Origin of the sequence: Thalassospira sp. MCCC 1A01428 (genome assembly GCF_002115825.1) — a bacterium.
Lineage (GTDB): Bacteria > Pseudomonadota > Alphaproteobacteria > Rhodospirillales > Thalassospiraceae > Thalassospira.
Genome location: NZ_JFJZ01000016.1, coordinates 47,647 through 67,610 on the forward strand (window position 1 = coordinate 47,647; position 19,964 = coordinate 67,610).

Consider the following 19,964-nt stretch of genomic DNA (forward strand, 5'->3'; position numbering starts at 1 on the left):
CGCAGCAGACCTGTCTGTTTCCGGTTTATAAATGCCCATAATGCAAAAGGGGCGGCCTGTTCAGGCCGCCCCTTATTGTTTAAATCTGCGAATTTACCGGCAGATTATTTGTCTTTTTTGTCTTGCTTGTCCAGGGTCAGGCCAAAGTAACGCGGGCCAGCGGAGGTTTCGATCAACATCAGAATGGTGCGTTTGCCATCATCCTGTGCCGATTTAACCGCTTTCTGAACTTCATCAACCGTATTAACCGACTGATGCGATGCTTCGAGAATGATATCGCCCGGGCGAACACCCTTTTCAGCCGAGAAGCTGGCGGTATCAACATCGGTCACAACCACACCTTCGGTATCAGCGGTCAGGTTGAAACGCTGACGCAGCTCGTCGTCGACATTGGCAACTTTCAGGCCAAGCGCATCAATGGTGGCTTCGCTTGAGGTTTGTGCCGGTGCCTGTTCCTGCTGGTCATCGGTGCTGCTGTCGGCCGTGGCGTCTTCTTTCATTTCGCCAAGGTCAACGCTGATGTCTTTTTTCGCACCATCACGCCACAGTTCCACATCAACCGATTTGCCAATTTTGGTTTCGGCGACAATGCGGGGCAGGCGACGCATGCTTTCGACTTTTTTACCGTCGAATTTCAAAATGACGTCACCCTGTTTGATGCCGGCTTTTTCGGCCGGGCCATCTTTGGTGACACCGGCAACCATCGCGCCATAGGCTTCATCAAGGCCAACGGAATCGGCGATGTCATCGGTGACGGTCTGAATGTGAACACCCAGCCAGCCACGACGCGGACGGCCATATTCCTTGATCTGGTCAACAACGGATTCGGCAATCGCCGAGGGAATGGCAAAACCAATGCCGACAGACCCGCCAGAGGGCGAATAAATGGCGCTGTTAATGCCAATCACGTCACCATCCATGTTAAACAGCGGCCCGCCGGAGTTCCCCCGGTTGATCGAGGCATCTGTCTGGATGAAGTCATCATACGGGCCCTGGTTGATGTCACGGTTACGTGCCGAAATGATCCCGGCGGTAACGGTGCCGCCCAGGCCAAACGGGTTGCCAATGGCCATGGCCCATTCGCCAACGCGGGCTTTGTCCGAGTCACCCCATTTAACAAAGGGCAGGTCTTTTTTCGGTTCGACTTTCAGCAGGGCAACGTCGGTTTTCGTATCCCGGCCGATCAATTTTGCCGGAAGGGTTTCGTTGTCATGCAGGGTGACGGAAATTTCATCCGCGCCATCAATCACGTGGTTGTTGGTAACGATGTAACCGTCTGCCGAAATGATAAAGCCCGAACCCAATGCGGTGGCACGGTGTTTTTTCGGCGCATTTTGTCCCTGATCGTCGCCTTTACCCTGACCGTTGCGTTCCATGAAATCACGGAAAAGGTCTTCGAAGGGCGAGCCGGGAGGAAACTGGAAGTCCGGTCCCTGGCGATCAGCGACAAGCTGACTGGTGGAAATATTGACAACTGCGGGCAGCAGTCGCTCAGCCATATCGGCAAAACTGTCGGGTGCGCCGCGGGCATACGCGCTTTGCGCGATGCTGGTCACACCGAATAACACAATCACGAGCGCCGCAGACAGCTTGCGGGCCGGATTGTAAAATGCTTTTCGCATGGTTTCTGATCCTGTTTGTTGCCGCGTTCACGGAGATTTTTATGATTTATGCAGCAGACGATGCAAGGGACTGCATCGCACCTCTCCCAAATTAGGGGGGAGTTTGGCGAAAAAAGGGCAAGTGTAAGGTGGAAGTCTGTTTTCTGTGGGGGATATTGTGTCAACCGGCCTGTTTGTGACCAGAAAGCAGGTAATGGCAGGTTTGTACGAGGGAATTATTGCCAGAACTGGCGCATTGCCCAAATTGCCGCCACACATAAAACAGCTGCAACCAGACCACCGATGCGAAGCTGGGTTTCGGATATTTCCTGCATCAGCTCCATGACCCGTTTCGCCCCGCGCGGAAACAGCGAATAAAACATTCCCTCCAGCGCGATTGCCAGAAGAATGGCTGTGGCGAGTTCTTTCATGGGGGCGGACGTTCCCGTTTTTTATTTATGAATCAAAAAGGCGACCGGCAGAGTATGCCGGTCGCCTTATCAATTTGTCTAGCGGCTTGCGTCGGGTTCTGACTGATTAAAATATTTGAAGAATTCAGAATCCGGCGATAACACCATGGTTGTCCCGTTTGAAAGGGCTTCACGGTATGCCTGCAAGGAGCGATAAAACTCGAAGAATTTCGCATCCTTGTTATAGGCTTCACCCAGGATTTTGTTCCGTTCCGCGTCGCCTTCACCACGCAGGGTTTCGGACTGGCGGCGTGCTTCGGCCAAAAGAATGACCTTTTCACGTTCGGCGTCGGCCTGGGTCTTGGACTTGATTTCCTCGCCTTCTGCGCGAAGCTGGGAGGCTTCGGCAATACGGGCGGACTGCATACGGTTATAAACCGCCTGCGATGTTTCCTGAGGAAGATCCGTCCGGCCAATTCGGACATCGATCAGCTGAACACCAAAATCCTTGGCCGGTTCAACCAGAGCCGCCTGGATTTTTTCCATGATGCGGGCCCGGTTATCGGACAACAGGGCGATGAGCGGCGATTGCGCCAGTTCACCCCGGATAACCGAATTCAGGCGCTGACCAAAAATCTGGACAAACTGGTCCGCGTTCAGCGCACGTTTACGGAACTGAAGCGGATCAACGATTTTCCAGCGCGCGAAGCTGTCAATATTGACGCGCTTCTGATCAGACAGCAAAACCTGCTGTACCGGCGGGTCAAGGTCAAGAATACGGCGTTCGTAGTACTCGACATTCTGGATCGGCAGTTTGAAATGCAGGCCCGGTTCGGAAATTGCGTGAACCGGGTTACCAAACTGCAGCACCAGTGCCTGTTTGTCCTGACGGACGGTAAACACGCACATCGAGCCGACAATCGCAACAATGACCAGAACGACAGCGGCGATAATAAGTTTTGTACTGGCCATTATTTGTCGCCTCCGGTGTTCTGGCTGGCGGTGTTTTTCTGAATTTCAGGCAGTGGCAAATACGGCACAACGCCGTTGCTGCCATCTTTCTGGTTCAGAATAACCTTGGTCGAGCTTTTCAGCACTTCCTGCATGGTTTCAAGATACAGGCGGCGCTTGGTCACGTCTTTGGCGGTCAGATAGGAATTATAGACCGAGTCAAAACGTGCGGCTTCACCCTGTGCATCCTTCACAACCTGATCCTTGTAGGCACGGGCTTCCATGATCATGCGTTCAGCATTACCTTTGGCGCGCGGGATAATGTCGTTGCGATAGGCAAGGGCTTCGTTGCGCGAACGGTCACGGTCCTGACGGGCCCGCTGAACGTCGTTAAACGAGTCGATAACTTCTTTGGGCGGGTCAACCTTCTGCATTTTCACTTCGGAAATGAAAATACCGGATTTGTAACCATCCAGAATGCTTTGCAGCAATGTCCGTGTCTGGTCTTCAACTTCAACACGGCCAATGGTTAACGCCGCTTCCAGATCGGTTTTGCCAACCACTTCGCGAATGGCACTTTCAGAGGCCAGTTTGATCGTGGTTTCCGGGTCACGAATATTGAAAAGATACGCGCCAGCGTCGCGGATGCGCCACTGAACGACATAATCGATATCAATAATGTTCTGGTCACCGGTCAGCATCAGGCTTTCCTCGGGGACGTCACGGGTGGAATTTGCCCCCATGCCTGACCCGCGATAGCCAACTTCGATCTGATTGGTGCGTTCGACGTTCGGGGTAATGACCTCGCCAATCGGGGCTGGCAGAAAATAATTCAAACCCGGCCCCGTCGTGCCGACCCATTTGCCAAATAACAGGGTGACACCCTGTTCGCCTGGTTGAACACGGTAAAAACCGGTCAGCAACCAGATACCGACAATGGCCAGACCAATAAGGATAATACCCTTGGCACCGCCGCCGCCACCAGGAAACAGCCGTTTAAGGCGGTCCTGGCCCTTGCGAATCATTTCATCCAGATCGGGGGGCGTTCCGCCGCCGCCGTTCCCGCCTGAAGGGCGTTTTCCCCATGGGTTTTGGCCGCCATTATTGCCGCCGCCGTTACCCCAAGGGCCACCGCCCCCTTGCGAATTCCATGGCATCGAGTGTCTTCCCCTCCTTGCCGTTCCGTGTTTCTCTTTGATTACGCTGCTCTTCCGCCTTATATGACAGCTAGCCGCGCAAAACAACGATAGGCACCCATATGTCCCAACTGATCAAGGACATAAGCCAAAAATCGGAGACCGCAATATGACTTCCCCCACACGCGAAACAATACTTGCCGCTTTAAACGAGGTTCAGGACCCGATTGATGGCAAAGGCATTGTTGATAAAAATATGGTGCAAGGCATTGATATAAGTGGTGAAAATGTAACAGTTATGATCGGTGTCGATCCCGAGCGTGGCCCGTCACTGGAAGATTTACGCCAGGCCGCCGAGCGCGCCGTAAATGGTGTGAACGGGGTCACAACAGCCCGCGTCGCCCTGACGGCAGAGCGCAGCGGCGGGGCAAAAGCCGCCTCGACCCCCGCGTCGCCGTCCCATACGGGACATTCGCACGGTCATAATCACGGTCATAATCATAGCCACGACCCGGCCAATAAACCCGCATCGCCGGGCATTGGTACGCGACCATCTGCCGGGGCAGCCGGACCCGGCGGCGGACAACGCCCGCTAGATCTGGGGGCGATCCGGTCTGTTATTACGGTGGCATCGGGCAAGGGCGGTGTTGGCAAGTCGACAACAGCCGTGAACCTGGCACTGTCACTGGCCCGTCAGGGGCTGTCGGTGGGGCTGCTGGATGCCGATATTTACGGCCCCTCACTGCCACGCATGATGGGGCTGCGCACAGCCAAGCCGACGCATTCGAAAAAGGAAGGCAAAATTACGCCGCCTTCGGCCTTTGGCGTAAAGATCATGTCGATCGGTTTTATGATTGACGAAGAGCAGCCGGTAATATGGCGGGGCCCGATGGCGATGGGCGCGCTGGAGCAATTATTGCGCGATACTGACTGGGGCGAACTTGATGTACTGGTGGTTGATATGCCACCGGGCACAGGCGACATTCAGCTTTCCATGGCGCAGCGCGTACCTGTGACCGGGGCGGTGATTGTTTCCACCCCGCAAGATGTTGCCTTGCTTGATGCACGCAAGGGTCTGAACATGTTTCGCAAGGTCAATGTGCCGATTTTCGGCCTGATCGAAAACATGAGTTATTATCAATGCCCCAATTGCGGGCATGTGGACCATGTTTTTGACCATGGTGGCGCACATAAGGCAGCCGATGAACTGGGTGTGCCATTTTTGGGCGAAATCCCGCTGGACCTTAAAATTCGCCTTGGGGCCGATGAGGGTAAACCGATTATCGAAACCGACCCCGACGGCGCGCACTCAAAGGCCTACGCCAACATCGCACGCCAGATCGCTGCTTCAATTGACGAACAGGTTGGCCCGAAAACCAAGCCGAAGAAAAGTCTGTTTCCGAAAATCAGCTTTCGTTGATAATACGCTGTAAGGCGTGCGAATTGCCGTTTTTAATTCAGGTAAAGGCCGGTCAGTTTTGCTGACCGGCCTTTTTTCTTGCGTGCCTGCAACAGATCGCCATCCAACGAAAACCCCGCCGGGCGATGACGCGGCGGGGTTTGACGAGGGTGCCTGGAGAGGGGCGTTTCGGGCGTTAGACCTGTGCCTGGCCGCCATCCACAAACATTTCGATACCGTTTACAAAACTTGCGGCGTCAGACGCCAGAAACGCGACAACTTTGCCGATTTCTTCGGGTTCACCCAAACGGCCAAGCGGCACCAGTGCGGCAAGGGAGTCGTAAAGGCCCTGCCGCGCATCGTCGGGCACCAGTCCACCTAAACCAGGGGTGCGTACCGGGCCGGGGCTGATGGCATTCACGCGAATTTGGCGGTCTTTCAGGTCCAGGGCCCAGGAACGGGCAAAGTTACGAACGGCGGCTTTGCTTGCACTATAGACGCTGAAATTTTCAGTACCTTTGATGGAGGTTGTCGAGGATGTTAAAATTACCGATGCCCCCTTTGTCAGCAAAGGCAATGCCTTTTGCACGGTAAAAAGAACCCCGCGTACATTCGTTCCAAAGATGCGGTCAAACTGTTCTTCTGTGATGGCACCCAGTGGCAGCATGTCGCCGCCACCCGCATTGGCAAACAGAATATCGAGTTTGCCAGCGGATTTGGCGATTTGCGCATATAGCGCATCAAGGTCCTGGTTGTTTGCGGCATCGGCACGAATACCGGTGGCATTTGCGCCAATGGTCTTGACGGCGGCGTTCAGTTCTTCTTCGCGACGGCCGGTAATGAAAACGCGCGCCCCCTGTCGCGCCAGTTCCTGTGCAGAAGCAAGACCGATACCGGTGCTGCCACCCGTTACAAGTGCGACTTTTCCTTCAAGCTGGTTGGTCATGGTCATTTCCTTTTCAATTTTGGCCGGGTCGGGCAACCGCATCAAGCGGGGGATGTGCCCTTGGCCTGCGGCCTGTTGTTCGGTGAATGACCAGAAGGTAGAGGGGGAATGTTTGTTGATAAATCCCTTAAAATTGAAATGACTATTCACCTGTGTGTATAATAAAGGACACAACAAAAGGGAAATCCGGAATGGACCAGTTACTGGCAATGCGGGCATTTTCCCGCGTGGTCGAGGCGGGCAGTTTTACCCGCGCGGCAGATTCACTGAATATGCCCAATGCCACCATGAGCAAACTGGTTCAGGAGCTGGAGGCTCATCTGGGTGTCAGACTGCTTCAGCGGACAACGCGCCGGGTTACCGTGACGCCGGAAGGCGACGAATATTACGCCAAGGCCTTGTGTATATTACGGAATCTGGAGGCGATTGATTCGTCGTTTAACGCATCACGCAGCAATCCCGGCGGCAAGCTGCGAATTGATATTGGCGGGTCAACCGCGCGTGATGTTTTAATTCCGTTGCTGCCTGTATTTTTTGATCTTTACCCCGATATCAAAATAGAACTGGGCGTTTCCGACCGCACGGTCGATATGATCAGCGATAATGTTGACTGTGTCATTCGCGGTGGGCCGTTGGAAAATTCGTCGCTGATTGCACGCCAGATCGGCAAGGCCCCCATGATCACCTGTGCCGCGCCGGCATATTTGAAAAAATATGGCATTCCGGCTTATCCGAACGAACTAAAGAACGGGCACAGATTGATCAGTTATAATTCGACCCGCGACGGCAGGCCGTTTCCATTTCGCTTCTTGCAGAACGGCGAGAAGGTGGAGATCAAGGTTGAAAGCCGCTTTAGTGTGAACGAAAGCAACGCCCATCTTGCCGCCGTGGTGGCGGGGCTGGGGATTATTCAAACGTTTTCCTATGCCGCCGGGGCAGATTTGCAAAACGGGAACCTTGTCGAGATTTTAAGGGACTGGCGACCTGCATCCTATCCCTTTCATGTTGTTTACCCGCAAAACCGGTATGTGACGCCACGCCTGCGTGTGTTCATTGACTGGCTGGCAGATGTCTTTCCTGCGAAGGTCGCCAGCGGGCTGGTTTAGAGCACGTCGCGTTTAATCTGCACCATTTTGCCGGAGACAGTCTTCCGCCCCACTACGTCAGGATCCTTGACCGTAGCCCCGCTACGCTCTGCGGATCTTTCCTTGTGCGACAGAAGACTGTCTCGGCCCGAAGGGTTTGATTTTGGCGACGTTTCGCGGCGTTACACCTTTTGACCGATGCGCCGCATCGCTCTGCACGCTGTGCCTTGCCAAACGGTTCGCCAAAAACAAACAAAATGGCGCAGATTAAACGCGACGTGCTCTAAAAGGGGTAAAGAAAAACCCCGCCGGGCGATGCCGCGGCGGGGTTTGACGTTTGGTCTGACACTGGTGAAATCACCGATGATCAGTTGATGGTTTCTGCCATATAGGTAGGCATCCAGCCTTCGTGGGCGTCGCGCAAATCATCGAGTTCCAGCGGGTCTTCGCCTTCGATGGTGATGGCGGTGCCACCGGCATTGCCGATAATCACGGCATGGACATTGGCATTGGCTGCGGCGTTGATCACGCTGTCAGGGTCGCGGGTGGCAACAATGTAACGGCCCTGGTCTTCCCCAAACAGCCATGCAATTTCGCTACCGCTTTCGGGCAGGTGCAAATCGGCACCGATATTGCCCGCCAGGCACATTTCTGCAACGGCAACCAAAAGGCCCCCATCCGAAATGTCGTGGCAGGTCCGGACCACGTTGGCCGTGATCAGACCACGCACCAGCGTGCCAACCCGTTTTTCCGAATTCAGGTCAACGGGGGGCGGTGCGCCTTCTTCGCGGCATTCGATGTTTTTAAGATAAACCGACTGGCCCAGTTCGCCCGTGGGCGACCCCAGCATAACCAGAACCGAATCCTTGCTTTTCAGGGCAATCGTTGCCATGCGGCCCACATCGGGAATAACGCCGACGCCGCCGATTGCCGGGGTCGGCAAAATGCCTTCGCCGTTGGTTTCGTTGTAAAGCGATACGTTGCCCGAAACCACCGGAAAGTCCAGCGCAATACAGGCTTCGCCAATGCCCTTACAGGCCCCGACAAACTGGCCCATGATGCGCGGGCGTTCGGGGTTGCCAAAGTTCATGTTATCGGTGATGGCAAGCGGGGTTGCGCCAACAGCTGTCAGGTTACGGTAGGCTTCGGCAACGGCCTGCATACCGCCCTGTACCGGGTCGGCCTTAACATAACGCGGGGTGCAGTCGGTGGTGACGGCAAGGCCCTTGCGGGTGTCGTGAACCCGGACAACAGCGGCATCACCGCCGGGGCGGACAACCGTATCGGCCATCACCATATGGTCATACTGTTCCCATATCCAGCGCCGCGACGACAAATCAGCCGAGCCCATCAGGGTTTTCAGGGCTTCGCTGTGCGGCATTTTCTGTTCGATGCTGTCGGCTGAAATGCGGTCCTGTTTCGGGGTTTCTTCCCACGGACGGTCATATTCCGGCGAGGCTTCGGCCAGCGGATCAATCGGCAGGTCGCCGGCAACATCGCCATGCCACATCAGGGTCATGCGTTTGCTGTCGGTCAGTTTGCCAATCACGGCAAAGTCCAGTTCCCACTTGTCGAAAATGGCCTTGGCGGCATCTTCGCAACCGGGTTTAAGCACCATCAGCATGCGTTCCTGCGATTCTGACAGCATCAGCTCGTAGGGGGTCATGCCTTCTTCGCGCATCGGTACTTTATCCAGCCACAGCTCGACACCGACGCCGCCCTTGGATGCCATTTCAAACGAGGATGACGTAAGACCGGCAGCGCCCATATCCTGAATGGCGACGATCATGTCGGTTGCCATCAGTTCAAGGCAGGCTTCAAGCAGCAGTTTTTCGGTAAACGGGTCGCCAACCTGAACGGTCGGGCGTTTGTCGGCCGAATCATCATCAAATTCCGCCGAGGCCATGGTCGCCCCGTGAATGCCGTCACGCCCGGTTTTCGAGCCGACATAAACCACCGGATTACCAACACCCGCAGCGGCGGAATAGAAAATATTGTTGGTGTCAGCCAGACCAACGGTCATGGCATTAACCAGAATATTGCCGTTATAGGACGGATGAAAATTGGTTTCTCCGCCGACGGTCGGAACACCCATGCAGTTGCCGTATCCACCAATGCCTTCAACCACACCCGACAAAAGGTGGCGGGTTTTGGGGTGTTCGGGGGCACCAAAACGCAGGGCATTCAGGTTGGCAACCGGGCGCGCACCCATGGTGAACACATCACGCATGATGCCGCCAACACCGGTTGCCGCACCCTGATAGGGTTCGATAAAGGACGGGTGGTTGTGGCTTTCCATTTTAAAAATGGCAGCCTGGCCGTCGCCAATGTCAATGACACCGGCATTTTCACCGGGGCCCTGAATAACCCAGGGCGCCTTGGTCGGCAGGGTTTTTAGCCATTTTTTCGATGATTTGTACGAGCAATGCTCGGACCACATGACCGAAAAAATGCCAAGTTCTGTCAGGTTCGGCTCGCGCCCCATGATATCGAGAACAAGTTTGTATTCGTCATCTGTCAGGCCGTGGCTTTTAATAACGTCCGGGGTGATCTCGCTCATGCCAGCGCCTCCATCAGCGAATCAAATATCATTGCACCGTGCGTACCGCGATGCAGCGGTTCGATCACGCGTTCGGGGTGGGGCATCAGACCGAAAATACGGCGTTCTTCATCAACGATCCCGGCAATATTCGATACCGACCCGTTGATATTGGCAGCATCGGTTGCCTCGCCGTCGCTATCACAATAACGCAGGACAATTTGTCCTTCGCCCTTCAGGCGTTTAACGGTTTCAGCATCGGCAAAATAGTTGCCGTCATGGTGGGCAACCGGGATTTTGATGATTTCGCCGTTGTTAAAGCGGCTGGTAAAGATGCTGTCGGTGGTTTCGACCCGCAAATTCACATCCTTGCAGATGAATTTCAGATCGCGGTTGCGCATCAGCGCACCTGGCAACAACCCGGCCTCGATCAAAATCTGGAAGCCGTTGCAAATACCCAGAACCGGGGTACCAGCCCTGGCGGCGGCAACAACAGCGCGCATGATCGGGCTGTTGGCGGCCATGGCGCCACAACGCAAATAGTCGCCATAGGAAAAACCGCCCGGCAGGACGATCAGATCGGTTTTGGGAAGGGTAGTTTCCCGATGCCACACCATATGCGGTGCGGTGCCCATCCGGTTCTGAAGGGCGACCTGGACATCCCGGTCGCAATTCGAACCGGGGAATACGATGACAGCAGCTTTCACTGGCCAATCTCCCGTTTATTCGGGCGGGCTTTGGGGCGCTGTGCGCCTGGCCCGCGTCCGGTTCAAGCGATGATGTCGATTTCGTAGTTTTCGATCACCGTATTGGCGAGCAGCTTTTCGCACATTTCGGTAACGTCGCTGTGGGCTTTGTCCACATCGGTACCGGTAAGTTCAAGTTCAATAAACTTGCCCTGGCGGACATCTTCGACGCCGGCAAATCCCAGGCCTTGCAGGGCGTGATGAACTGCCTTGCCCTGCGGATCGAGGACACCGTTTTTCAGGGTGACATGAACACGTGCTTTCACGAGAAGCTCCTTGGTTGGTTCGCAGTCGCCAAAGGCGATCGTCAATTAATTCAGACAATGCCGGTCGTACCACCGAGCCGGCGCATATATAATGAAAGGGCCGCGCAAGCGCGGCCCTTCGCAATCAGGTCGTCGCATCTTTATTCAGCGACTCTATTTCGGCGGATTCAGGCAGGACACCAAGGCGGCGCGCCACTTCCTGATAGGCTTCCTCGACACCGCCCAGATCGCGGCGGAAGCGATCCTTGTCCATCTTTTCGTTGGTGATGGCATCCCACAGGCGGCAATTGTCGGGGCTGAATTCGTCAGCCAGAACCAGCTGTGAAAATTCGTTGTCGAAAATCCGGCCAAATTCCAGTTTGAAATCAACCAGTTTCAGGCCGATACCGCGCATCAGACCACACAGATAGTCATTGATGCGCAAGGAATAACCAACAATTTCTTCAAGTTCTTCGGGCGATGCCCAGCCAAGGGCAAGCACATGTTCGTCTGAAACCAGCGGGTCGCCAAGATCGTCGTCTTTATAATAGAATTCGACAATCGGACGCGGCAGTTTCATGCCTTCTTCAAGACCAAGACGTTTGGCCATGGAACCGGCGCAAATGTTGCGAACCACAACTTCAATCGGCACGATCTCGACCTTGCGAACCAGTTGTTCGCGCATGTTGAGGCGGCGAATGAAATGCGTCGGGATCCCGATTTCAGCCAGGCGATGCATCACGAATTCGGTGATCATATTGTTCAGAACGCCCTTGCCGGCAATGGTGCCGCGCTTCTGGGCGTTGAACGCGGTGGCATCATCCTTGAAATACTGGATGATCGTGCCTGGTTCTGTGCCTTCGTACAAAACCTTGGCTTTACCCTCGTAAATCGGTCGTTTTCTCGACATCTGGCGGGATCTTTCACATTTTGGCAGTTGGGGCAGGCCCATGCACCCTGGAAACGCCCTTCCTATAGCAGTGCTGGCCTGGAAACTCAATTGTCGCGTAAGGTCTATTTACGCAGGTTTGATAATCAAATTCTGCAACGTTCGGGTCTAAATTTCAACTGGCTGGAACGGCGCGTGGTCGGGCTGGCCATTGGCAAACAGCCAAACCGGCCGACGGGGCAGTTCATTTTCGACAACAGGTATACCAGGAAGCCCTATCAGGGACGAGCAAACAGTTTCAAATCCGATGTTGCTGCGCACCAGCATGGCGTCCCCGCGAATATCGTGATGATCGACATCGGGCGGCAAAATACCGGTGTCGGCCATTAATGCTTGCCAGGCGAACCAGTCGTCGGCTTCGGGGTTGGGAACGGGCGCACTGATAAACCGGGGCAAATTGCGCGCCGTGCGTTCGCTGTTTTTGGTGTCGTTAATGTCATGCGCTGTCAGAATTGAAAATCCTTCGGGGATTTCATGGATTTCGATTTTGCCCGTACCACGGTTTGCCAGCCAATAGGCATCGCGGTTATCGGCAATAACCATGTTGAACGGGCGATAGGCGTCACCATCAAGGGCCGCCAGTGACTGGGCGGCGACAATGGCGTCGGCATGGTCGAGTGCCTCAAGCGGTAATTCCCCGCGTGATCGTTTGTCGTCTGCCGGGCCAAGGGTGCCATAGCGGTTTAAAACCGCAGCCACCACACCTTCTTCGTTCATGCCCAGCCATGTGCCTCCGCCCAGTTCGTCCAGCCCGGCAATAACATCGGGGCGGTCATCCCAGTGGCGGGCAGGGGGCTGCCAGGGGCGGTTCTTCATTTCGTCACGATTGGCGCCGATCAGGACTGGCCATTCGTGGTCGGGGCGTCGTAAAATAATGACTGTACACATGTTCCAGATCAAAGCCGTTCGAGGTGGTATTTGTCAAATTGAAAAGAAAAAACAGGTTCGTCGCGTGACAAAGACTGTTATCGGCCACAGATATATAGGCAAGACAGGATATATCGCTACTGGCCCAATGGAAAGGGAGGCACCCATGAGCAAAATGTCGGATCGTGAACGCGGGTTTGAAGCCAAATACAGCTTTGATCTGGAGCAGAACTTTCGTGTCGAAGCCCATTTATATAAATTACTGGCAATGTGGGCCGGGCGCGAAATGGGCATGAATGATGCGCAATGCGCACAATATGCCCATAAAATTATCGGCGATGTTGTTGCCGACCCCCGTGAAAACGGGGTGGTTGTTGCCATTCTGGCTGACTTCGCCCGCCACAATATCGATATGACGATATCGCAATTAACCACCAGACTAGAGGAATTGCGCCCACAGGCACGGGCAGAAGTTCTGTAAAACCGGATGCATGGATGGTTCTTGAGAGGCGTTTTATTCATCAAATTGAATAAAACGCCCCAAATTAACCAGTTGGGATTTGCAAACTACTAGGGGCTCGCTTATTCTGCATGTCCAATCGACTTTGGTCGGAATTGTCATCGCATAAGTGACAACATATAAACATGTATACGGTTTGGGGCAAAATGCCTTGCATCCGCTAGAGAAAGGCGAGAGTTTTGCGTATCCTTCTTGCAGATGATCACGATCTGGTCCGTGAGGCGTTATCTCTTTTATTCCAGCAGTATTTCGAAGAGTGCGAAGTCGTCGAGGCTGGTTCTCTTGAGCCTGCGCTGGAAAAGATTGATCCGGAAAATCCGTTTGACCTGATTTTGCTTGATCTTCGTATGCCGGGCATGAACGGGTTGGACGGTTTAAGGATAACGCTTGACAAGGTTGGGGTCGGGGTTCCTGTCGTGCTGCTTTCCGGCGCATATAACGGCGAAGATGTTCGCCATGCGATCGAAAATGGTGCACAGGGTTTTATTCCGAAAACCTTGCGGGGCGAAGCCCTGGCAAATGCCATTCGGCTGGTTCTGGCCGGGGAAAAATACCTGCCATCCAGCATCCTGAGCAATTTTGCCGAAGGATTTGGTAATAAAAACGAACATGGCAGCATGCGCCATGCCGGCCAGTTTGGCGTTGATGGCGATTTTGCCCGTCTGACGCCGCGCGAACGCGAAGTGCTGGCGTTGTTGTCCGAGGGGCGACCTAACAAGGATATCGCCCGTCATCTCGATTTGCGTGAAATCACGGTTAAATATCATCTTAAAAACGTTTATCGCAAACTGCATGTGTCCAACCGGGCACAGGCTGTAAAAATTGCGTTAGAAGATATGGCGCGATCAGGTTCTTTGTAGTATTTCTGACAAAGGCAGCGGTGAAAACGCTTTGTATTCCGGCCCGTTTTGCGGGCCGGTTTTATTTTGTGCAAGCCGCAGTTCCCTCGGTTTTTTTTAAGGGGATTTTCCCCGGTGAACGAGGTTGAACATGACGAAAATCTGCATTGCCCTGATCGGCGATTTTAACCCTGCCGTTACCGCCCATCAGGCCATTCCCGCCGCCATCGATATCGCCGCAACTGCCAATGGCTGTGATGCCAGCATTGAATGGATCCCTACGGTGCGGCTGGCCGATGATGACGTGCAAACTTTGCTGGCCGGTTTTTCGGGTATCTGGTGTGTGCCAGCCAGCCCGTATGACAGCATGGAAGGCGCCCTGTTTGCCATTCGGTATGCCCGCGAACATAACGTGCCGTTTTTAGGCACTTGTGGCGGGTATCAGCATGCGGTGCTGGAATATGCCCGTAACGTGTTAGGGTTATCTGATGCTGATAATGCCGAGACAAACCCCGATGCGGCCTTGCCCCTGATCGCGCCGCTGGTATGCGCCCTGATCGATCAGGCTGGTGATATCAAGCTGGCCCCGCACAGCAGGATCGCTAAATATTACGGTGCAGTTTCCGTCAATGAAACCTATCGCTGCAGTTACGGGTTCGCCCGGGAATATGTGCCCCTATTTGCGCAAAGTGACCTGGTTGTCAGCGCGTGGGATGATCACGACGATCCGCGTGCAATTGAATTGCGGGATCATTCGTTTTTCATCGGTACGGCGTTTCAACCCGAACGATCAGCCCTGAAAGGCGAAACCCACCCGTTGATTTCGGCCTTTGTTAAGGCGGCGGCCAATATGGCCGCTTAAGGAACACCTGGGATCCATTAAAAAGAGCCCCCCGTTTCTTATTAACGGGGGGCTTTGATGTTCCTGTTGGATGTCACAGGAACCAGCCCGCTGGTTGAGAGCGGACAATTATTGTGTGGTGCCCTGGTAAGGCCAGGGAAATGGCGGGGAAGGGGCAATCAGACCAGGCATTTTTGGTGGCACTGCGCTTTGGTTTCCGGTTGGGGCTGGCGGCCGGTTTGCATGGTGAAAACACCCGCCAGAATGGCAATTGTTGCAACCACGTCGATTCCGTGCAGCGGTTCCCCCGCCAGTGCGCAGCCAATGAACAGGGCCACGACCGGTGGAATATAGGTAACACTGGCTGCCGTTACAGCGCCCAGCTTTTGCACGATCAGATAATACAGGATGTACGCCATACCGGTGCCAACCGCGCCAAGACCAACGATCAGGCCAATGGCGGCTTTTGGCTCGTTAAAAATTGCGCCGGCACCGTTCATATCCACGGTTACCAATAATGCGATTGCACCCAGCCCCATTTGATAAGTACACAGCGCCGCCGGGGCAATGCCCAATGGACTGATAAATTTGCGGGCATAAACAAAGGATGCGCCCAGGCTTAACGACCCAAGAACAATGTATAGCACCCCAAACGGGTCCACCGTGCCAAGCCCGGTTTCCCAGGGCCGCGCAATGACAAGTACCCCGGCAAAGCCCAGCGCCATTCCGCCGATGGAGCGTCGATTTAAAGGTTCACTTCGCAAAAACACCAGCGCGCACAGGCACGAAAATAACGGGATTGCCCCGCTGAGCATGCCTGCAACACTGGACAGCAACAAAATGGTACCCTTGGCAAATGCCAGATAATAAAGGGCCGTCGCCAAACCTGCCATGGCAAGAAAATGGTGGGCATGGCGCAAATGCCACCATTTCAATACCCGGGTGGCGAGGGCAAAGACCAGTACCGGGATAACCCCCGATACCACGCGCAATAAAACGATTTGCGCGGGGGTAATATGCGCCGCAGCCCAATGGGTGAAAATAAAGGGCGTTCCCCAAATCAGGCCAAGGATAATATAGGCGATATATCCGGTATTCTTCATGGCAAATCCGTTGGGTGAAGGGCTGAATTTAACCGTGATTGTAGAAGCCCGTCATATCGGCTACAAATCATGTTATCTGATGTATAAAGTAGAAAAACTATATCATGTCTGATGTTCCGCCCTTAAAAGCACTGCATGCGTTTGATGCAGCTATGCGATTGAATAGTTTTTCTCTGGCAGCAGAGGAAATGAATGTAACGCCGGGGGCGGTGGGGCAGCAAATACGCAAACTGGAAGATTGGCTGGGGGTGGCGTTATTTACCCGCCATGTCCGCCGGGTGGAAGCCACCGCCGATGGCCTGGCTTATGCCGCGCGCATTCGACCGGCGCTGGACCAGATCACAGAAGCAAGTCGCAGTTTACGCCACCAGCACGCCCATTCGGTGCGGGTAGTGATGCCACCCAGTTTTGCCGCCAAATGGTTCTCACGGCGGATGTCGCGGTTTTTAATCGCCCATCCCGGCACAGAACTGCATGTTGGATCATCATCCGAGGTGGCCGATTTTGGCCGCGACCCGGTCGATATTGCCATTCGGTATTTCAGTGGCGAGGCCGACCACCTGCAATCAATATTATTGCATCGTGGGCAAGCCGCCCTGTTTTGTGCGCCCGAATACCGGGAACGCATCGGGTTAAACCAGCCCGCCGACCTGATGCGTGCGACGCTTTTGAACGATACGTTACATGCCTGGTGGCCGGAATGGCTTGGTGAATTTGCCGAGCTTGATAAAAACCGGATCAAGGCGATTCGCAAAATTGATGTTGATTTAACATCCGTGGCAATTGAATCGGCCATTCATGGTCAGGGTGTTTTAATGGCGGTGCCATTACTGGCCGAAGAGGATGTATTGCAGGGCAAGCTGGTGCCGATATTTCCGCAATGCGTGTTGGCGGTGCCGTTTGGCTATTATCTGGTGCATCCTAAAAATGCTGAACTGCGCGGGCAGGTGAAACTTTTTCGGGACTGGATATTAAACGAGGCACAGGACATCTCGATTTAAAAATGCTTTGGTTGCCAAAGCAAAACACCCCCGCTTTCAAAGCAGGGGTGTTGGGTATTTTCGGGTGTCAGCTAACAGGGTTAGTCAGCAAAAACGCGGGCAAAAATCGTGTCGACATGCTTGGTGTGATAACCCAGATCAAACAGGGCTTCGAGCTTGTCATTAGGGATACGCGCCGTCACGTCTTCGTCGGTTTTAAGAAGCGACAGCAAGTCGCCTTCGCGGTTCCAGACCTTCATGGCGTTACGCTGCACGATCCGGTAGGAATCTTCGCGTGAAACGCCATACTGGGTCAGGGTCAGCAGTACGCGCTGCGAGAACACCAAACCGCCCATCTGATTAAGGATTTCGTCCATCCGTTCCGGATAGATCACCAGATTTTCAACCACATTGGTCAACCGCATCAGGGCGAAGTCCAGGGTTACGGTTGCATCGGGGCCGATATTACGTTCAACTGATGAATGCGAAATATCGCGTTCATGCCACAGGGCGACGTTTTCCATCGCCGGGATCGCCATTGAACGCACCAGACGGGCAAGGCCGGTCAGATTTTCGGTCAGGACCGGGTTGCGTTTGTGCGGCATGGCCGACGAACCCTTTTGTCCCTTTGAGAAAAACTCTTCGACTTCACGGACTTCGGTGCGCTGCAGATGGCGAATTTCGGTTGCCAGATGTTCAACCGAAGATGCGATCACGCCAAGGGCCGCAAAATAGGCGGCATGGCGGTCACGCGGGATAACCTGGGTTGAAACCGGTTCGGGGGCCAGGCCCAGTTTGGCGGCAACATGTTCTTCAACGCTGGGGTCGATATTGGCAAAGGTGCCAACCGCACCCGAAATGGCGCAGGTCGCGATTTCTTCGCGCGCAGCCAGCAGGCGCTTTTTGTTGCGGTTAAATTCGGCATAGAAGGTTGCCAGTTTCAAACCAAAGGTTACCGGCTCGGCATGGATGCCATGCGAACGGCCCATGCAGGGAACGTCTTTGGTTTCATAGGCGCGCTTTTTAAGGGCGGCCAGCAATTTGTCCATGTCTTCAAGCAGAATGTCGGTTGCCTGAACCAGCTGCACGTTAAAGCAGGTATCAAGTACGTCGGAACTGGTCATGCCCTGGTGAACAAAGCGGGCTTCTTCGCCAACCTGTTCGGAAAGCTCGGTCAGGAATGCAATAACGTCGTGTTTGACTTCGGCTTCAATACCGTCAATGCGATCGATCCGGTCCTGGGTGTAGGGCTTGTTGCCTTTTTCCCAAACCAGTTTGGCGGAAGCCGCCGGGATCACACCGAGTTCCGCCAGTTTGTCGGCAGCGTGGGCCTCGATTTCAAACCAGATGCGAAACTTGTTCGCCGGTTCCCAGATGGCGGTCATCTGTTTGCGGGAATAACGGGGGATCATGCAGGGTCTCCGGGCAAGGGTTGCGGTGCGGGGGCCCTTTTGGCACGTCATCCGCACGCTGTGTGCGTCGGATAGAGGATTCGCCGCCGATTATCAAGCCTCACGACGCTTTTGCGTGCTTTAAACGGTTGTCTGTTCCCTGCCGTGCCCGGTTTCAGATGTTTGAATGCACGCACAGGCGGGCTTGGGGTGAAGCTGAGTGTTTCGAACAATATCAAATGTTTGACCCGTGTGAATGTTCATTCGTCCACGGTTATGTTTCAAGGCGGGTTCGAACTTGTAGAAACGGACGCCGTTTCATTTAATACCCTGCACTATCCGGTCACCAACCAGTTTCGGGGTGTAAGGATAAATGGTGTTTAAAAACATATCGCAGGGTCTTGCTTATGGGGCGATTGCCCTGGGGGTGGGGTTTTGTGCCTTTGCGGTTATGCTGACATTGGCGGAAATGGCACACGCGGAACCGGCGGGGCCAGCGGTGCAGGAAATTGCAACTGCAACAATTAAGCCGACACAAACAGAACCTGTCATGGCGGAATTACCCGCCAATATCCCGGGAAATACCGCGCCAAACGCAGACCCGTGGCTTGGCGGGACGTGGCAGATTGGCGCAATGGGTGAGGTGTCGACCAGCATTTACCGTGATGGCGATGACTGGAAACCCGGCGGGTTGCCGCTGATTGCCTACGATGCCGAACGCCTGCATGTCGGCATAGATGGTTTACGGGTTACAGCCTGGAAAAATGACAGGTTTAGCGTATCAGCCATCGGGTCTGTACGAATGTCACCGTTTGATTCCGGCGATGGACCTTACCTTGCCGGGATGGAAGACCGCGATACCGCCTTTGAAGCCGGGGCGGAGTTTACGGCAAAGGCTGGGGCTGGGGAAATTAAGGCATCCCACCTTTTTGATGTTAGCGACGCCCATGATGGCCAGGAAATTGATGTCAGTTACAGCCAGCCAACCCAGGTGCAGGCCGTAACATTGGTGTGGGGCGGTGGCGTTACCTGGCAAAGCGAGGACCTGACCGATTACATGGCAGGTGTTCGTCGTAACGAGGTGCGCAGTGATCGGGCTTATTACAAACCCGATGCTGCCTTTATTCCCCATCTGGACCTGATGGCAAGCTATCCGCTGTATGACAGCCTTGTTCTTATTGGCAAAACCGGAATTCAGTATTTGCCCGATGCCTATACCGACAGCCCGATTGTTGACGAGGATTATATTCTGAGCTTGTCCTTTGGTGCTGTTTACACTTTCTGATCGGCCTCCCTTCCCCAATGGTGCGCAGCCGGTCAGGCGGGCCGGGCGATGATGTCGCCCGGCCCGTTTTTTTGTCTTTTGGCGCATTTGATATAAGTCTGATGATAAGTTTTTTGTTCGGCATGGCTGGA

Annotated in this window: 19 protein-coding genes; 7 read left to right on the top strand and 12 right to left on the bottom strand. The window is 54.3% G+C overall.

Features of this window, described 5'->3' with window-relative positions:
- Positions 1-104: 104 nt before the first annotated feature.
- The 4 genes from THS27_RS13775 to hflK form a co-directional block, all read right to left on the bottom strand.
- Positions 105-1,622, bottom strand: coding sequence for a DegQ family serine endoprotease (locus THS27_RS13775; protein WP_085591801.1), 1,518 nt, complete (start codon positions 1,620-1,622; stop codon positions 105-107).
- Positions 1,623-1,837: 215 nt separating this feature from the next.
- A complete protein-coding gene (locus THS27_RS13780) occupies positions 1,838-2,032 on the bottom strand; it encodes a DUF2065 domain-containing protein (protein ID WP_085591803.1) in 195 nt (64 codons plus the stop codon).
- A 78-nt stretch (positions 2,033-2,110) separates the two neighbouring features.
- A complete protein-coding gene (gene hflC / locus THS27_RS13785; protein ID WP_085591805.1) occupies positions 2,111-2,983 on the bottom strand; it encodes a protease modulator HflC in 873 nt (290 codons plus the stop codon).
- Positions 2,983-4,119: an FtsH protease activity modulator HflK gene (gene hflK / locus THS27_RS13790; RefSeq protein ID WP_085591807.1), complete on the bottom strand. Its 1,137-nt coding sequence runs from the start codon at positions 4,117-4,119 to the stop codon at positions 2,983-2,985. The genes hflC and hflK overlap by 1 nt, the downstream gene beginning before the upstream one ends.
- 148 nt (positions 4,120-4,267) lie before the next feature.
- On the opposite strand from hflK, the gene THS27_RS13795 reads away from it, so the two are divergent.
- Complete coding sequence (locus THS27_RS13795) at positions 4,268-5,518, top strand: Mrp/NBP35 family ATP-binding protein (protein WP_085591808.1); 1,251 nt, start codon at positions 4,268-4,270, stop codon at positions 5,516-5,518.
- 175 nt (positions 5,519-5,693) lie between these two features.
- Here the strand turns inward: THS27_RS13795 and THS27_RS13800 are convergent, their stop codons facing one another.
- Positions 5,694-6,443 carry an SDR family NAD(P)-dependent oxidoreductase gene (locus tag THS27_RS13800; RefSeq protein WP_085591891.1) on the bottom strand — a complete coding sequence of 250 codons (750 nt, stop codon included), beginning with the start codon at positions 6,441-6,443 and terminating at the stop codon, positions 5,694-5,696.
- 191 nt (positions 6,444-6,634) lie between these two features.
- Here THS27_RS13800 and THS27_RS13805 point away from each other — a divergent pair, with 191 nt between their 5' ends.
- On the top strand, positions 6,635-7,549 hold the full coding sequence (locus THS27_RS13805; protein ID WP_085591810.1) for a LysR family transcriptional regulator: 915 nt from the start codon (positions 6,635-6,637) through the stop codon (positions 7,547-7,549).
- Between the two features lie 346 nt (positions 7,550-7,895).
- Here THS27_RS13805 and purL read toward each other — a convergent pair whose 3' ends face one another.
- The 5 genes from purL to THS27_RS13830 form a co-directional block, all read right to left on the bottom strand.
- Positions 7,896-10,088, bottom strand: a complete 2,193-nt coding sequence (gene purL, locus THS27_RS13810) for a phosphoribosylformylglycinamidine synthase subunit PurL (RefSeq protein WP_085591812.1) — start codon at positions 10,086-10,088, stop codon at positions 7,896-7,898.
- Positions 10,085-10,774, bottom strand: coding sequence for a phosphoribosylformylglycinamidine synthase subunit PurQ (gene purQ, locus THS27_RS13815; RefSeq protein ID WP_085591814.1), 690 nt, complete (start codon positions 10,772-10,774; stop codon positions 10,085-10,087). The genes purL and purQ overlap by 4 nt, the downstream gene beginning before the upstream one ends.
- Before the next feature lie 62 nt (positions 10,775-10,836).
- Positions 10,837-11,079 (bottom strand): phosphoribosylformylglycinamidine synthase subunit PurS, encoded by a 243-nt coding sequence (gene purS, locus THS27_RS13820; RefSeq protein ID WP_085591816.1) that lies wholly within the window; start codon positions 11,077-11,079, stop codon positions 10,837-10,839.
- Between the two features lie 124 nt (positions 11,080-11,203).
- Positions 11,204-11,968 (bottom strand): phosphoribosylaminoimidazolesuccinocarboxamide synthase, encoded by a 765-nt coding sequence (gene purC / locus THS27_RS13825; protein ID WP_073955996.1) that lies wholly within the window; start codon positions 11,966-11,968, stop codon positions 11,204-11,206.
- A gap of 147 nt (positions 11,969-12,115) precedes the next feature.
- Positions 12,116-12,895, bottom strand: a complete 780-nt coding sequence (locus THS27_RS13830) for an NRDE family protein (RefSeq protein WP_085591818.1) — start codon at positions 12,893-12,895, stop codon at positions 12,116-12,118.
- A gap of 145 nt (positions 12,896-13,040) precedes the next feature.
- Between THS27_RS13830 and THS27_RS13835 the strand changes: the two genes are divergently transcribed.
- From THS27_RS13835 to THS27_RS13845, 3 genes are all read left to right on the top strand, one after another.
- Positions 13,041-13,355, top strand: coding sequence for an ATPase inhibitor subunit zeta (locus tag THS27_RS13835; protein ID WP_085591820.1), 315 nt, complete (start codon positions 13,041-13,043; stop codon positions 13,353-13,355).
- A 218-nt stretch (positions 13,356-13,573) separates the two neighbouring features.
- Positions 13,574-14,254, top strand: coding sequence for a response regulator transcription factor (locus tag THS27_RS13840; protein WP_085591822.1), 681 nt, complete (start codon positions 13,574-13,576; stop codon positions 14,252-14,254).
- A 130-nt stretch (positions 14,255-14,384) separates the two neighbouring features.
- Complete coding sequence (locus THS27_RS13845; protein WP_085591824.1) at positions 14,385-15,095, top strand: hypothetical protein; 711 nt, start codon at positions 14,385-14,387, stop codon at positions 15,093-15,095.
- 158 nt (positions 15,096-15,253) lie between these two features.
- On the opposite strand, the gene THS27_RS13850 is transcribed toward THS27_RS13845, so the two are convergent.
- Entirely contained in the window at positions 15,254-16,177 is a 924-nt protein-coding gene (locus THS27_RS13850; protein WP_085591826.1) for a DMT family transporter, read from the bottom strand.
- Positions 16,178-16,281: 104 nt separating this feature from the next.
- Between THS27_RS13850 and THS27_RS13855 the strand changes: the two genes are divergently transcribed.
- Positions 16,282-17,178 (top strand): LysR substrate-binding domain-containing protein, encoded by an 897-nt coding sequence (locus tag THS27_RS13855; protein WP_085591828.1) that lies wholly within the window; start codon positions 16,282-16,284, stop codon positions 17,176-17,178.
- Positions 17,179-17,258: 80 nt separating this feature from the next.
- Here THS27_RS13855 and purB read toward each other — a convergent pair whose 3' ends face one another.
- A complete protein-coding gene (gene purB, locus THS27_RS13860; protein WP_085591830.1) occupies positions 17,259-18,569 on the bottom strand; it encodes an adenylosuccinate lyase in 1,311 nt (436 codons plus the stop codon).
- Between the two features lie 352 nt (positions 18,570-18,921).
- Between purB and THS27_RS13865 the strand changes: the two genes are divergently transcribed.
- Positions 18,922-19,833 carry a MipA/OmpV family protein gene (locus tag THS27_RS13865; protein WP_085591832.1) on the top strand — a complete coding sequence of 304 codons (912 nt, stop codon included), beginning with the start codon at positions 18,922-18,924 and terminating at the stop codon, positions 19,831-19,833.
- Positions 19,834-19,964: the final 131 nt, after the last annotated feature.